Source organism: Bombella dulcis, assembly GCF_026385505.1.
Classification (GTDB): Bacteria; Pseudomonadota; Alphaproteobacteria; order Acetobacterales; family Acetobacteraceae; genus Bombella; species Bombella dulcis.
Window position 1 is genome coordinate 238,005 of record NZ_JANIDV010000001.1, and the last position, 12,679, is coordinate 250,683.

12 protein-coding genes are annotated in these 12,679 nt (G+C 59.0%); 8 read left to right on the top strand and 4 right to left on the bottom strand.

Features of this window, described 5'->3' with window-relative positions; all coding sequences use genetic code 11:
- The first annotated feature begins 269 nt into the window (after positions 1-269).
- The 4 genes from cyoA to cyoD are packed head-to-tail and all read left to right on the top strand — an operon-like array spanning position 270 to position 4,245.
- Positions 270-1,262, top strand: a complete 993-nt coding sequence (gene cyoA, locus NQF87_RS01070; protein WP_266126580.1) for a ubiquinol oxidase subunit II — start codon at positions 270-272, stop codon at positions 1,260-1,262.
- 14 nt (positions 1,263-1,276) lie between these two features.
- Positions 1,277-3,274 carry a cbb3-type cytochrome c oxidase subunit I gene (locus NQF87_RS01075; RefSeq protein ID WP_266126581.1) on the top strand — a complete coding sequence of 666 codons (1,998 nt, stop codon included), beginning with the start codon at positions 1,277-1,279 and terminating at the stop codon, positions 3,272-3,274.
- 18 nt (positions 3,275-3,292) lie between these two features.
- Positions 3,293-3,907, top strand: a complete 615-nt coding sequence (gene cyoC / locus NQF87_RS01080) for a cytochrome o ubiquinol oxidase subunit III (RefSeq protein ID WP_266126582.1) — start codon at positions 3,293-3,295, stop codon at positions 3,905-3,907.
- Positions 3,907-4,245, top strand: a complete 339-nt coding sequence (gene cyoD / locus NQF87_RS01085; RefSeq protein ID WP_266126583.1) for a cytochrome o ubiquinol oxidase subunit IV — start codon at positions 3,907-3,909, stop codon at positions 4,243-4,245. Before cyoC ends, cyoD begins: the two co-directional genes overlap by 1 nt.
- 183 nt (positions 4,246-4,428) lie before the next feature.
- Here the strand turns inward: cyoD and fdxA are convergent, their stop codons facing one another.
- The 3 genes from fdxA to NQF87_RS01100 form a co-directional block, all read right to left on the bottom strand.
- Positions 4,429-4,761 carry a ferredoxin FdxA gene (gene fdxA / locus NQF87_RS01090; protein ID WP_266127022.1) on the bottom strand — a complete coding sequence of 111 codons (333 nt, stop codon included), beginning with the start codon at positions 4,759-4,761 and terminating at the stop codon, positions 4,429-4,431.
- A 102-nt stretch (positions 4,762-4,863) separates the two neighbouring features.
- On the bottom strand, positions 4,864-5,151 hold the full coding sequence (locus tag NQF87_RS01095; RefSeq protein ID WP_266126584.1) for an RNA-binding S4 domain-containing protein: 288 nt from the start codon (positions 5,149-5,151) through the stop codon (positions 4,864-4,866).
- The gene (locus tag NQF87_RS01100) at positions 5,148-7,751 is read right to left on the bottom strand and encodes a helicase-related protein (RefSeq protein WP_266126585.1); all 2,604 of its coding nucleotides are present in this window, start codon (positions 7,749-7,751) and stop codon (positions 5,148-5,150) included. The genes NQF87_RS01095 and NQF87_RS01100 overlap by 4 nt, the downstream gene beginning before the upstream one ends.
- Positions 7,752-7,850: 99 nt before the next feature.
- Between NQF87_RS01100 and NQF87_RS01105 the strand changes: the two genes are divergently transcribed.
- The 4 genes from NQF87_RS01105 (at position 7,851) to NQF87_RS01120 (ending at position 11,430) form a co-directional block, all read left to right on the top strand.
- Positions 7,851-9,245: a leucyl aminopeptidase family protein gene (locus NQF87_RS01105; RefSeq protein WP_266126586.1), complete on the top strand. Its 1,395-nt coding sequence runs from the start codon at positions 7,851-7,853 to the stop codon at positions 9,243-9,245.
- Between the two features lie 230 nt (positions 9,246-9,475).
- Entirely contained in the window at positions 9,476-9,877 is a 402-nt protein-coding gene (locus NQF87_RS01110) for a MarR family transcriptional regulator (RefSeq protein ID WP_266126587.1), read from the top strand.
- A gap of 4 nt (positions 9,878-9,881) precedes the next feature.
- On the top strand, positions 9,882-11,033 hold the full coding sequence (locus NQF87_RS01115) for a DegT/DnrJ/EryC1/StrS family aminotransferase (RefSeq protein ID WP_266126588.1): 1,152 nt from the start codon (positions 9,882-9,884) through the stop codon (positions 11,031-11,033).
- On the top strand, positions 11,020-11,430 hold the full coding sequence (locus NQF87_RS01120) for a hypothetical protein (protein ID WP_266126589.1): 411 nt from the start codon (positions 11,020-11,022) through the stop codon (positions 11,428-11,430). Before NQF87_RS01115 ends, NQF87_RS01120 begins: the two co-directional genes overlap by 14 nt.
- A gap of 22 nt (positions 11,431-11,452) precedes the next feature.
- Here NQF87_RS01120 and NQF87_RS01125 read toward each other — a convergent pair whose 3' ends face one another.
- A complete protein-coding gene (locus tag NQF87_RS01125; protein WP_266126590.1) occupies positions 11,453-12,658 on the bottom strand; it encodes an AI-2E family transporter in 1,206 nt (401 codons plus the stop codon).
- Positions 12,659-12,679: the final 21 nt, after the last annotated feature.

The window sequence follows — 12,679 nt, forward strand, 5'->3', positions numbered from 1 at the left end:
TTTCCAAAAAAGACCGAAGGGGTTCCTTTTTTTTATCAAGCTTGCCCCCTTGTAATCTCCGCTGTTCGGGAAGATTAAAGTGGACGGCACTGGAGCCTTGAGGCTCTATATTTCATTTTGAGTACGGGGGGAGTTTCTCCCTGTTGTCAGGATACGAACGGGAAAGGCACATATAAGATGACAACGTTCGGTGGCGATTGCGCTATCCTGACTGTGTCAGAAAGTGTTCTCGCCTTTCTATGGCAGAACAACAGATAGAGGCAGGATCCATGAAAAGACTCTGGCGATTTTTCCCGGCGTTGCCTGCATTGATGCTGTCGGGCTGTACGGTTGATCTTCTTCAGCCGGCCGGTCCGATCGGGGAAGGTAATCGCGACATGATGGTGCTCGAATGGGCCGTCATGATGTGTGTTGTGCTTCCGGTGATTATTGCGACACTCGTATTTGCCTGGAAATATCGGGCTTCCAATGCGAAGGCGGAATATCTACGGAACTGGTCACATTCTAACAAGATTGAAGTGTTCATCTGGGGTGTACCCATTCTCATCATTCTTGTTCTGAGTGGCTTCAATTACTGGAGCACGCATTATTACGACCCGTATAAGCCGATCTCCAAGGAGATGCAGGTAAAAGTCGGTGCGCCCAATGCAAAACCGCTTCATGTGGAAGTGATTTCTCTGGACTGGAAATGGCTGTTTATTTATCCGGACCTTGGAATTGCAACCATCAACGAGCTGGATGTTCCCACGAAGACGCCTCTGGATTTCCGGATCACGTCTGACAGTGTGATGACATCCTTCTTCATTCCGCAGCTCGGGTCCCAGATCTACAGCATGGCCGGGATGGAGACACAGCTTCACCTGATGGCAAGCCGTCCAGGCAACTTCCAGGGTGAGGCCGCCCAGTATACGGGGCCTGGCTTCTCCGATATGCGCTTCCGTACCATCGCCATGCCGCAGGAGCAGTTTGACGCCTGGGTGCAGAACGTGCGCAGCGGCGGAAACCCGCTTGTCGTCAAGGAAGCTTTGGACGCACAGACCTATCAGAAGTACCACGTTCCGCCGGCTGCCCCGCATGACGCGGCACCAAAACCGGCTCCGGTCGTGTATTTCTCCAGCGTACAGGCTGGGCTGTTTGAGAACGTTGTTGCGAAATACAATGTCGGCATGACCCATGATCATCATGGGAAAGACATGGATGAAAAAGCCATGGACATGCATTCCGAATCTCATGCGGCAGCACCTTCCAATACCGGCATGTGAGGACTGATCTAAAGATGCTCGGAAAACTTACCCTTTCTGCCATACCGTATGATGTGCCGATCCTGGTCGGTACGTTCATCGGTGTGGCCGTAATCGGGATTGCCGTTCTTGCGGCGGTCACCTATTTCAAAAAATGGGGTTATCTGTGGCGCGAGTGGTTGACCACTGTCGATCACAAGAAGCTCGCCATCATGTATGTCGTTCTTGGCCTGGTCATGCTCGTGCGTGGCTTTGCCGATGCGCTGATGATGCGTACACAGCTTGCCCTTGCCTATGCGGGTAACCCCGGTTATCTGCCACCGCACCATTATGACCAGGTCTTCTCGGCCCATGGTACGATCATGATTTTCTTCATGGCCATGGTGATGATGCAGGCCCTGTTCAACTTCGTGGTGCCCCTGCAGATTGGTGCGCGTGACGTTGCGTTCCCGCTGATCAACTCGATCAGCTTCTACATGACGCTCGTCAGTGCCATTCTCATCAATATCTCCCTCTTTATTGGTGAGTTCTCCAATGTCGGCTGGCTCGGTTATCCGCCGATCTCCGAACTGCAGTTCAATCCCGGCGTCGGTGTGGATTACTACATCTGGTCCGTGCAGATTTCCGGTATCGGTACGCTGCTGACCGGCATGAACTTCCTGACGACGATCATCAAGCTCCGTGCCCCCGGCATGAAGTGGATGCATATTCCCGTCTTCACATGGACGGCCTTCTTTGCCTGCATCATGATCCTGACGACCTTCCCGGTCCTGACGGTTTCCATGGCTCTGCTGGCTCTGGACCGTTATGTCGGGATGCACTTCTTCACCAATGATGGTGGCGGTAGCGTCATGCTCTACCTGAACCTGATCTGGTCCTGGGGTCACCCGGAAGTTTACATCCTCATCCTGCCTGCCTTCGGCGTGTTCTCCGAAATTGCTGCGACCTTCTCCGGCAAGCCGCTCTTCGGCTATGCCACGATGGTCATTGCAACGGGTATCATCACCTTCCTGGGCAGCATCGTGTGGGTTCACCACTTCTTCACGATGGGTTCCGGTGCAGATGTGAACACCTTCTTCGGCATCATGACGATGTTCATTGCCGTGCCGACAGGTGTGAAGATCTTCAACTGGCTCTTCACCATGTATAAGGGGCGTGTCCGTTTCGAAGGTCCGATGCACTGGATCGTCGGCTTCATGATCACCTTCTCCATCGGTGGTATGACCGGTGTGATGATGGCCATGCCGGCAGCGGACTGGGTTATCCATAACTCCCTGTTCCTGGTGGCTCACTTCCATAACGTGATCATCGGTGGCGTGTTCTTCGGTTATGTGGCCGGTCTGAGCTACTGGTTTCCGAAGGCTTTCGGCTTCAAGATGCGTGATGTCTGGGGCAAGTGGGCGTTCCGCTTCTGGTTCGTCGGCTTCTACCTCTCCTTCATTCCGCTCTATGCTGTTGGTCTGGAGGGCATGACCCGTCGTATGAACCACTATGACAACCCGAACTGGCACCCCTGGCTGCTGGTGGCCTGCGTAGGTGTGTTCGTTCTGGCTGCCGGTGTGGCCTGTCAGGTCATCCAGTTCGTGTTTGCTGCGTTTGACGCCGTGAACAGGAAGCCGGATGCCCATGATCTCACGGGTGACAGCTGGGGTTCCGGCCGTACGCTGGAGTGGTCAATTCCGTCTCCGGTTCCGCACTACAACTTCGCACGTCTGCCCGTCATCCGTGGTCTGGATACATTCCATATCGAGAAGGAGCTGGGTCGTCCGGCACCGGTTGCTGATCTGGAACCGATCCACATGCCGAAATATTCGGCTGTCGGCCCCGTGCTGGGTGCCTGTGGGCTGGTCATTGGCTTTGCGCTGGTCTGGCACATCTGGTGGGCCGTGATCGTGGGTCTTGTCGTTGCGTTCTTCACTGTGATCCATCGCAGTGCGAACCTCGATGTTGATTTCTACGTGACGGTGGAAGAGATCCGTGCTGACGAAGAAGCCTTTGCCAAGCGGCTTGCCGCTGCCAGAGCAGCAGAGTAAAGGGAGGCGATGAACACCATGTCTTACGACGCAACTCACGCGCCCTCTGCTCATCACGATGAGCACGAGCATCATCAGCAGGAAACCACGATCTTTGGTTTCTGGATCTACCTGATGACGGACTGTATCATTTTCGGCACGCTGTTTGCCGTCTTTGCTACACTCTGCCATCACTTTGCTGGTGGGCCGACGGGCAAGCAGCTGTTCGACATCAAGAATGTTGAGATCGAAACAGCCATCCTGCTCTTCTCCTCCATCACCTACGGCTTTGCTTCCATCAATGCCCACAAGAAGAACAAGGGTGCCGTGCTGGGTTGGCTGCTGCTGACCTTCCTGCTTGGCATTTCCTTCGTTGGCCTCGAGATCAATGAGTTCCACGAACTCGTTGCCCGTGGCGCAGGTCCGGACAAGTCCGCCTTCCTGTCTTCTTTCTTCACGCTGGTGGGGACGCACGGGCTGCACGTCACGATTGGTCTGATCTGGATGCTCGTTCTGTTCTTCCAGATCATGGGCAAGCAGGGGCTGAGCACCCGGATGCAGACGAAACTGACATGCCTGAGCCTGTTCTGGCATTTCCTCGATATCGTCTGGATCTGCGTCTTTTCCTTCGTCTACCTGGGGAGTGTTGTCTAATGAGCGAGAATCATACGACATCGCACGAAGGTGAGAATCATGGCACGTACGGCTCCTACATCGTAGGGTTCGTTCTGGCCGTGATCCTGACGGTGGCATCTTTTGCCGCCGTCCTTAGCAAGGCCTTCTCCTTCTGGCAGACGATTGCCGTTCTTGGCGTGCTGGCAGCCGTCCAGATGGTTGTCCATCTGATCTTCTTTCTCCACATGGGGATGAAGAGCACGTCACAGCGTCACAACCTGGCGGCTTTCGTCGTCACGGCTCTGATGGTCGCCATTGTGATCATCGGTTACCTGTTCGTCCTGTGGGATGCCCAGGCAAACATGATGGCTGGCTGAAAAGTCCGTCCAGCATGTCAGTGACATGAAGAAGCCGGCGGGGGTCTCTCCGCCGGCTTTCTTTTTGTCTGTCATGCCAGCCCGTCGACTGGGGCAGGAGACTTCATGACATGAAAAAGCCCCCAGAGGATGATCTCCTCCGGGGGCTTTTTCCGTATTCCTGAAAGAAGGAAAGACGGTCTGTCAGTCCTTGTGAGGCTCTTCGGAGAGCATCTCACGCTTGCCTTCCTTGCCGTTCCATTCTTCACTGTCGGCAGGCGGGGTGCCTTTCTGGCTCATGTTTGGCCAGATGGTGGAATATTTGGCGTTAATTTCCATCCAGTCAGCAGCACGGGCATCGCTGTCAGGGAAGATGGCTTCTGCCGGACATTCGGGCTCGCACACGCCGCAGTCAATGCATTCATCCGGGTTGATGACGAGGAAGTTTTCACCAGCGTAGAAGCAGTCAACGGGGCAGACTTCCACACAGTCCATGAACTTGCAACGAACGCAGTTTTCTGTGACCACATAGGCCATTATTGCCGTCTCCGGTTTGGTGTTGCAGGCCAGCCAAACGGCCCATATCAATGATTCCAGCACTGATATGCCGAAAGCAAAGGGTATATTGCAAGTCTATTGTCAGAAAATGGCCGTCTTTTCCTCGATCCGTTCATAGAGGAGAGCGGCCTCCCTGGCAGGGCCACGGCGTTCTCCCAGCTGCATGACACGCCATACGCAGACCTCCCCCTGACGGTGAGGGGAGGCAAAACTGACGATGTCACCCGGACGGAGGCGGGCATGAGTCTTGTGTGTCCTCTGTCCATTGATTCTGACCCGTCCCTTGCGGATGAAGGCGGCACAGAGGCCGCGGGTCTTTGCCAGCCGCGTGTAATAGAGCCAGAGGTCAAGCCGCTGTTCATCCATCATCTGCCAGACGACCAGTTCTGGAGGGCGGCAAAGGGTGAATCAGCCAGCCTGCGGGCAGTCTTCTGCTCCCTGCGGGGCGGCCTGGGCTTCTGGTGGGTGTTCCTGTGGCGGTCTGCAGTCCTGTTCTGGCGGGAGCGTGGCTGTAGGGGTTTACGGCCCGCCCGTCCCAGAATGATAAGCGGAGAGGCGGGGCCATATTGATCGGCTGTCAGCGGCCGGGCGGCATGATGGGGGATGCCCAGGCTTTTCAGCAGGTCAGGCAGGAGCATCCCCTTCAGTCCAAGGGATGAGGCCAGTGAGTCGGGGGCGACAAAGGAGCGGCCAGGCTGTCTGCCATGCGGGCGGAGACGGGAGAGCAGGGCATCCAGCCTGTCCAGCCGGACATGGACAGGTCCGGCCCGTTCCCATCCAGGCGGGGGTGTCGGGTAGTCTTCGGCAGGCAGGCAGATGCGGGCAGCATCCGGCGTGTTCTGCTTCCGGTCGTGCCAGATGTTGTGAAGCAGCACCATCATGGGCAGGCTGGCTGCACGGAACAGCTGCGGGCAGTAAATCTGACGCCATCCGATGCGCACGCCACTGCGATGGAGGCGTTTCCTGTCCGCCGGGGAAAGGGTCCGGTCTTCAGGCAGGGTCGGGGTGGTGCCACCATCTTCCCGCAGACGGTAATAGAGGCCGCGCAGGGTGGGGCTGTCCCGCAGCTGTTCCTTCAGTCGGAAGAAAGGAAGCAGGGCGGTGCTGATCCGTTCTGCAATCAGGGCCTGGAGATGGGTCTGCACCTGGCGGCTCTGGTGGCTGTCCTGAAATTCACCCGGCAGGAGCTGGATGAAGGGATGGAACAGGTCATCGCCACGGGCGAGTGTGGCAATGGCCGCTCCTTCCCACTGAATCTGCCTGTCATTGCCCAGAACAAGCTGGTTGTCCCCCTGTTTCAGGAAATGGCGTATCCGGGCAGGCATGGCCTGCCGCAAGGCCCGTTTGCCAGCTTTCAGCAGCAGCTCGCCTTCCCGGTTGTCAGTGGGTGTATCAATCTGCATCCCGAAGCCGACGATCCGGCCGATCTCGTGGCCTTCCACAATGATGCGGTTCTGGGGTGTCACGGCATATAGGGCATCGGAGGATGAGCCGGGTTCAGGGCGGCGGAGCAGGACCGTGGCCCGTCTGTTGACGAAGCGTTCCTTCAGCCGTTCATGCAGCGTATCGGAGAGACGGTCTTCCACCGCACGGCAGCGATCCTGCCACTGGCGGCTCTGATGCATCCAGCCTGTCCGGGCCGCCACATAGGCGCAGACCCGCACACCGGAGAGCCGGTGCATCAGCGTGTCCATGTCGCCATCCAGCCGGTCCAGTCCCCGCAGCTGCCCCTCCATCCATGCCGGAGGAATACGGCGATGCTTCAGCAGGTCAAGGAAGAGGCGGGCGCAGAGGCGTGTGTGGCTGCCGTCGCCCAGCTTGCGGAAGTCCGGAATCTGGCAGACATCCCAGAGCAGTTCCGTGGCCTTGTGTCCCCGGGCAACCTCCCGGATGTCTTCCATCTGCATGAGGCCGGTCAGCACGTCCAGATCAGAGGCTGTCCGTCCGGTGATCAGGCCGGGCCGGGGCGGTTTGCTCATCAGGCTGTGAAGGAGCGTTTCGGGGGAGCTGTAATCAAGGTTGGTCTGCCGCCAGTAGATGGCTTTGATGGACTCGAAATGATGGTCTTCCACGGCCTTGATGAGTTCCTGGCTCATGGGCGGGCAGGACGCTGTGGTGCCGAAGGTGCCGTCTCTCATGCCACGGCCTGCCCGCCCGGTGATCTGGGCGACTTCCTGCGGGGTGAGGGCACGGGAATTCTGGCCGTCAAATTTGTGCAGGGCGGCAAGGGCGACATGGTCCACATCCATGTTCAGCCCCATGCCGATGGCATCGGTTGCCACGAGATAGTCCACATCCCGGTTCTGGTAGAGGGCCACCTGAGCATTGCGGGTGCGGGGGCTGAGACGCCCCATGATGATGGCACAGCCGCCCCGTTTCTGGCGGATGGCCTCGGCAATGGCGTAAACCTCCGTGGCGGAAAAGGCCACGATGGCGGACCGGGGCGGCAGACGGGTGAGGTTGACCGGCCCGATATTCGTCAGCTGGGAGAGGCGGGCACGGGTCTCGATCGTGATGCCGGGGATGAGCTGCCGGAGCAGCCCACGGATGGTTTCGGCTCCCAGAAAGAGCGTTTCCCCCTTGCCACGGGCATGGAGGAGGCGGTCGGTGAAGATGTGCCCACGGTCCGGGTCGGATGCCAGCTGGATTTCGTCAATGCCGACAAAATCCACCTTCCGGTCCAGCGGCATGGCTTCCACCGTGCAGGAGAACCAGCGGGCACCCGGTGGAATGATCTTTTCCTCACCGGTCAGCAGGGCGACATGGCGTTCGCCTTTCAGTTTGACGAGACGCTCATAATTTTCCCGTGCCAGAAGGCGGAGAGGAAAGCCGATGATGCCGCTCTGATGCGCCATCATGCGGGTCAGGGCATAATGGGTCTTGCCGGTGTTGGTGGGGCCGAGCACGGCATGGATCGGTCCCGGCGGCTGGGAGGCGGCCGTGGTAAAGGATGGATATGGTCCCGTCATGGCCGGAATGATCTTGCCTGGAAGGGAGAAAAGCAAGACATTCCAGAGAGTTTTTCAGCAAGGCCAGAGTCACGCTCTGGATGATGGGACGGTATTCATATGTCTGACGCTCCGTTTTTACCCCTCTGCACGCCCGATGAGGGAGGTCCGGCTCTGCCGCTTCATCTGGTGAAAGCCGGTGACGGGGCCGCCCTGTCCCGTCTGCTGGGCCAGCATGAAGCCTTCCTGCGGAAGCAGGGCTTCGAGGGCCGTGCAGGGCAGTTCACCCTGCTGCCGGGACAGGAGGGCGTGTCAGGTGCCATCTTCTGCGTGGAAACGGGGAAAGGCCCCATGCCTTATGGTGCCCTGCCTGTCCATTTGAAGGCAGGGCACTGGGCACCACAGCTGGAAGGGCTGGACGACGCCGTGCTGGAAGAGCTGATTCTGGGCTTCTGCCTCGGAGCTTATGACTACTCGCTGAAGGGCGAAGCCGGGAAGGAGCCGAAGGCAGCACCGAAACTCTGCATTCCGGCTTCATCGGGGCGGGAGGCCCGGATTCTGGCCCGTGCGGCGTGGCTGGGGAGGGACCTCATCAATACGCCTGCCAATCTTATGGGGCCAGCGGAACTGGCTGAAGCCGCCCGCACCATGCTGGAAGAGCGGAAGGCCTCCGTGGAGCTGGTGGAAGGCGAAGCCCTGGAGAAAGCCTATCCCTGTCTGGCGGCGGTCGGGGCCGGGTCTGACCGACCCTCTGTGGTCGTGATCGGTCGTAAGGAAGGCCGGACGAAGGAGGCACCACGTCTCTCTCTTGTCGGGAAGGGTGTCTGCTTCGATACGGGCGGTTATGACCTGAAGCCGGGTGCCTCCATGGCGAAGATGAAGAAGGACATGGGGGGTGCCACCCTCATGCTGGCCCTGGCCTGCGCCCTGATGGATGCTGAAGCCGACATTGCGTTGGAGATCCGTCTCGGCTGTGTGGAAAATAGCATTTCCGGCCATGCCATGCGGCCGGGAGACGTGCTGATGACCCGCAAGGGGCTGCGTGTCGAGGTGGGCAACACGGATGCGGAAGGACGCCTCGTTCTGGCAGACCTTCTGACGGAAGCGGCCGAGAGCCAGCCTGACGTGCTGTTGGATGCCGCAACATTGACCGGTGCGGCCCGTGTGGCTCTGGGGCCTGACCTGCCTGCCCTGTTCAGTAACGATGATGACCTGGCAGAGCATCTTCTGGCATCCGGAAAGGACATGCATGACCCTCTCTGGCAGCTTCCTCTCTGGGGAGATTATGATGAGTGGATGAACAGTTCGATTGCCGACTGTAACAATCTTTCATCCCGGCCCATGGCGGGGGCCATCACGGCGGCCCTGTTCCTTCAGCGTTTCGTGCCCTCAGGTCAGACATGGGCGCATGTGGATACCTACGCATGGAACGACGTGGCCCGTCCCGGACGCCCCGCAGGGGGAGAGGTTCTGGCCTTGAGGGCACTGTTCCGTGCGTTCTCGGAAAGTTTCTAAAAAGTAACAATCGGTGTGGGGCACCATAGAAATCTGTTTTCGTTACGAAACATGATGGAAAAACGTTTTGCGAATGGCTGCCCTGCACTGAGAGTTCTTGTCATTTCGATATAAAAACGTCACATCAGCAGGAAACGAAACATCTCCATGATGATGTGATCCGGCATCCTGTTAGCGGGTGCGCGCAGTGGGGGTGTAGTCTGAAACTGGGAGCGATGAGGCCCTATATTATGAGTCGGAATGCTGATAACCGCATGCTTCAGCTGCTGCGTGATACGATCGTTTTTACAGTGCGTGGCGAAGGGCCGGACCTTTCAGCCCGTCAGCTGGCCGTGTTTCTGAGCTGTTATCTGGAGGATGGAGCACATACGGTGCGGGGTCTCGCCCAGTCGCTCAACGTGTCCAAGCCCGCCATCACCCGTGCGCTGGATCGTCTGAGTGAGCTGGACCTTGCCCGCCGCAAGGTGGACCCGCTGGACCGCCGCTCCATTCTCGTCCAGCGTACGCTGAAAGGGTCCGCCTATCTGCGGGGCCTGCGTGGCGTGATGGAAGAGGCCAGCGGTGACGATATCGTCGTCCGTGCGCCGGTTCTGTCTTCCGTCGCTTCGTTCCAGACACGTCGGGCTGGCTGACATTTTGCCGGAGCCTGTTCCTTTCCTTGACCTGCCAGCCCAGCAGAGGCGTCTTGGCCTGGCCCTGCGTGAGCGGCTGGACAGGGTGCTGGCTCACTGCCGCTTCGTGATGGGGCCGGAGGTTACGGAGCTGGAAGAACGGCTGGCTCGATATGGGGGGGCACGTCATGCCATTGGCGTGTCTTCCGGGACGGATGCCCTTCTGGCCGTTCTGATGGCTGAGGCGATTGGTCCCGGCATGGCCGTGTTCCTGCCAGCCTTCACCTACACCGCCACGGCAGAAGTCGTTCTTCTGCTGGGGGCGGTGTCGGTTTTCGTGGATGTGGACCCGCAGACCTTTCAGATCAGCCTGTCGTCTCTGGAGCAGAGGCTGGCTGATGTTCGGCGGGCGGGGCGTCTGGAGCCGAAAGCCATCATTGGCGTGGACCTGTTCGGGCAGCCAGCCCCGTGGGATGAGCTGAATGACTTTGCGGCCCGGGAAGGGCTGCTTCTGTTTGCAGACTGCGCCCAGTCTTTCGGAGCCTCCTACAGGGGCCGGAAGCTCGGGCATGAGGCCGGAGCCACCACGCTGTCTTTTTTTCCGTCCAAACCGCTGGGGGGATATGGCGATGGTGGGGCCATCCTGACGGATGATGATGAGAAGGCGGCTCTCTACCGCTCCCTGAGAAGCCACGGAGAGGGCCGGCAGCGGTATGAGGTGCAGCGTATTGGCCTCAATGCCCGGCTGGACAGTCTTCAGGCGGCTGTTCTTCTCAGCAAGATGGATGTTTTTGAGGATGAGCTGAAACGGCGTGAGGCCGTGGCGCAGGCTTATGATGCCGGGCTGCCCGCTCTGGTCCGTCCTCCTGTACGGGTGCCGGACAGCCGGAGTGCCTGGGCCGTGTATTGTGTGACCCTGCCATCCCGTGCCCTGCGGGACAGTCTGCGGGATCGCCTTTCCGGGGCTGATATTGCCACGGCCATCTATTATCCCAAGCCGCTGCACCAGCAGCCTGCCTATCAGGCGCAGCATGATGGTGTTGCCCTGCCGGTGGCGGAGACTGTAGGAGAGCGGGTGCTGGCCCTGCCGATTCATGCCGATCTTTCAGATGAGGCTGTCGGGCGGGTGCTGGCAGTGACTGGTCAATGGGCGGAGGAGCAGGATGAGCCGCAATAACAAGTTTCTTCTGATTTTTGCGGTCGCCGTGATCGTCCCGGTCGTTCTGATATGGACAGTGGCCTGGCCCATCCTGCGCCCCTGGAGCCTGCCGGACATCACCCGTGGCACCCTGCATGAGGCCGGAGATGAGCGCAATCTCATGGCGGACGAGATTGTTGCCATGAATCAGTGGCTGCACCAGCATCAGACAGGCTGGGGCATTGCGGGTGAGGTCCCCCCCAAGGATGTTCCTGCCGAGGCGGTCTACCAGCTTTCCAGTGCTGACGGGCAGTCCGTCATTCTTTCAACCTGGCATTTCCGGCACGGTGCCGATGTGGTGGGCATCCAGACCAAGGCAGGTGGGGCGTACCGGATGCGTTCTTTTGAACGTGGTACGCTCCATCTGCCAGACTAGGTTTCTGCTATCAGCAGAGGTGTCATTTTTTCTTTGAGGAGGAAGAGTCCGGCTCTTCCTCCTCTTTTTTTGCGGCCATTTTTTCCTGTCTGCTCCTGGCAATTTCCTGATGTGTCAGCTCGCTGGTTTCAAGCTGTGTCTTGGTGGCATCGGCAAGCGGTGGCGTGGCCTTGTCGAACATGGCCAGAAGTGCGGCCGTGATGGGTGAGGCGAGAACAAGCCCCGGAACGCCAAGAATGGACCCGAAAACGCTCTGCGAAAGAATGGCCAGAGCAGGCGGCATGTGAACGGCCCGACGCTGGATGAGGGGGGCAAGGATGTTCCCCTCACAGAACTGGATGACGCTGTAGAGAATGGCCACGAAGAGGGCTTCTCGCGTGCCGAGGGAAAGGCTGATCAGCAGGGCCGGTACGGCCCCCAGAATGGCTCCGATATAGGGGATGAAGTTGCACAGTCCTGCCACCACGCCCAGAGCAAGGGCCAGCGGAATGCCGATCAGATACAGGCCGATGCCGGAGAAAAGGCCGACAGCCAGCATGTCCAGTGCCTGTCCTGCCGTCCATGCCCAGAGGGTGTTGCCTGCACTATAGAGGAGGTTACGGGCGGTTTCCCGCTGGTGGGGCGGGACGAGCCGGAGAAACCCGTTGATGTAGAGGGAAGGCGATACGGCAAAATAGAAGGCCGAGATCAGCACGACAAAGAGTGTTCCCACCAGCCCGAATGCGCTGCCCAGCAGGCCGGTGACGGACCCGGCAAGCCCGAACCCGAAGCTGCTGAGCGGCGTGGTTTTGTCATTTCCGCCCAGTGAAACGGGCAGATGATCCAGCACCATCTGCCCGATGGTCGTCTGGGAGAGGTGGTAGCGTATGTCACCGGACTGGACGACCAGAGCATTCTTCAGGCTGATGAACTGTTCCCCGATGGCCGGCCCGTTGCTCCAGACCAGAGCGGTGATGAGACCGATGACGGCAAGGGCCACGAGGCTGACCGCCACCGGGTAAGGAATGAACTGCATGTGACGGCGCAGGATGCGGGCCAGCCCATGCAGGACAATAGCCATCAGCGCGGCGGCAAAGAGGACGGCCAGGACTTCGCCAAGCAGCCAGACGGCCAGCATGATGAGGGACAGGCAGAGCGTCAGGCGCATGATCCCGTAAATGCGGTCCAGCGCACTGGCTGGAGTCTGCTGGGCTATAGGAACGGGTGGACGGCTGAAGAAGAAAGACATCGGCTGGGCGGGTCCTGTCAG

Bases quoted from the DNA above. Each gene is read 5' to 3' on its own strand.
- cyoA (WP_266126580.1), top strand. From the start codon at position 270: ATGAAAAGACTCTGGCGATTTTTCCCGGCGTTGCCTGCATTGATGCTG.
- NQF87_RS01075 (WP_266126581.1), top strand. From the start codon at position 1,277: ATGCTCGGAAAACTTACCCTTTCTGCCATACCGTATGATGTGCCGATC.
- cyoC (WP_266126582.1), top strand. From the start codon at position 3,293: ATGTCTTACGACGCAACTCACGCGCCCTCTGCTCATCACGATGAGCAC.
- cyoD (WP_266126583.1), top strand. From the start codon at position 3,907: ATGAGCGAGAATCATACGACATCGCACGAAGGTGAGAATCATGGCACG.
- fdxA (WP_266127022.1), bottom strand. From the start codon at position 4,761: ATGGCCTATGTGGTCACAGAAAACTGCGTTCGTTGCAAGTTCATGGAC.
- NQF87_RS01095 (WP_266126584.1), bottom strand. From the start codon at position 5,151: ATGATGGATGAACAGCGGCTTGACCTCTGGCTCTATTACACGCGGCTG.
- NQF87_RS01100 (WP_266126585.1), bottom strand. From the start codon at position 7,751: ATGACGGGACCATATCCATCCTTTACCACGGCCGCCTCCCAGCCGCCG.
- NQF87_RS01105 (WP_266126586.1), top strand. From the start codon at position 7,851: ATGTCTGACGCTCCGTTTTTACCCCTCTGCACGCCCGATGAGGGAGGT.
- NQF87_RS01110 (WP_266126587.1), top strand. From the start codon at position 9,476: ATGAGTCGGAATGCTGATAACCGCATGCTTCAGCTGCTGCGTGATACG.
- NQF87_RS01120 (WP_266126589.1), top strand. From the start codon at position 11,020: ATGAGCCGCAATAACAAGTTTCTTCTGATTTTTGCGGTCGCCGTGATC.
- NQF87_RS01125 (WP_266126590.1), bottom strand. From the start codon at position 12,658: ATGTCTTTCTTCTTCAGCCGTCCACCCGTTCCTATAGCCCAGCAGACT.